This window comes from Bartonella sp. CB10SXKL (genome assembly GCF_042195515.1).
Taxonomy (GTDB): domain Bacteria; phylum Pseudomonadota; class Alphaproteobacteria; order Rhizobiales; family Rhizobiaceae; genus Bartonella.
In genome coordinates, this window is the sequence record NZ_JBHION010000111.1 from 1 (window position 1) to 761 (window position 761).

The 761-nt window shown below is 43.0% G+C and carries 1 protein-coding gene; it reads right to left on the minus strand.

Translation table 11 applies throughout. The features are described from left to right. A partial coding sequence (locus ACFIK3_RS09715; protein WP_375676635.1) for a ShlB/FhaC/HecB family hemolysin secretion/activation protein occupies window positions 1-761 on the minus strand: 761 nt, incomplete at both ends.

Here is a 761-nt window from a genome sequence, read left to right on the forward strand (position 1 = left end):
GAATGCGAAATCCCAAAATTGGCGACGCTATATTGACGGCTGCCCACTTCAATCTTATTGCCAAGAAGGTAATTGTTGGTTCTTTTATAAGAAAGACCTAAATTCAAGGTTGTAAGGGAAACACTATCACGGTAAAGAACCCTGCTTGTACTGGCGTGCAACTCACTGGAATCCCCCGTCGTCTCAATATCGGTAAAATTGCCAGGGATAATGCTTTGGTAATTATAAACAGTGCCATTCAATCCAAAGGTCCAATAACCGTACGGAATACTCACACTCGCTGAAATGTTATTGCTATGTCCTTCTTGCTTGCTCCCACCCCAATAATCTGTCTGACTGCGCTGATAGTTAAAATCCCACGCATCATTCATCCCTAAAATATTTTCTACCCTCAAGCCCGCACTATAACGCGCATAACCCGTGGAAGATTGTCCCATATTGTCATGAGAAACAGTAACCTTGAAAGTTTTATCGGGATGATTGTTAATATTGACAATGGTGCTCCCTTCTTCACGCCCTGGAAGAAGTTCGCTTTGAGCGTGCGCTGAACTCAAACGGTTGATCTGATCAAGCCCCTGTTCAATATCGCGCATGTTCAGAACATGATCTTGAAGCCCAGGAAAAGCACTCCACACAACATTGTTATAACGAGATGCCGGTGAACCATTATAGTAAATCTCTGAAAGCTTGCCCTCAATGACAACAAATTTGAGCGTCTTGCTGTTTTTGATATCTTGATCAGGAATGTAAAAACGCGCCGT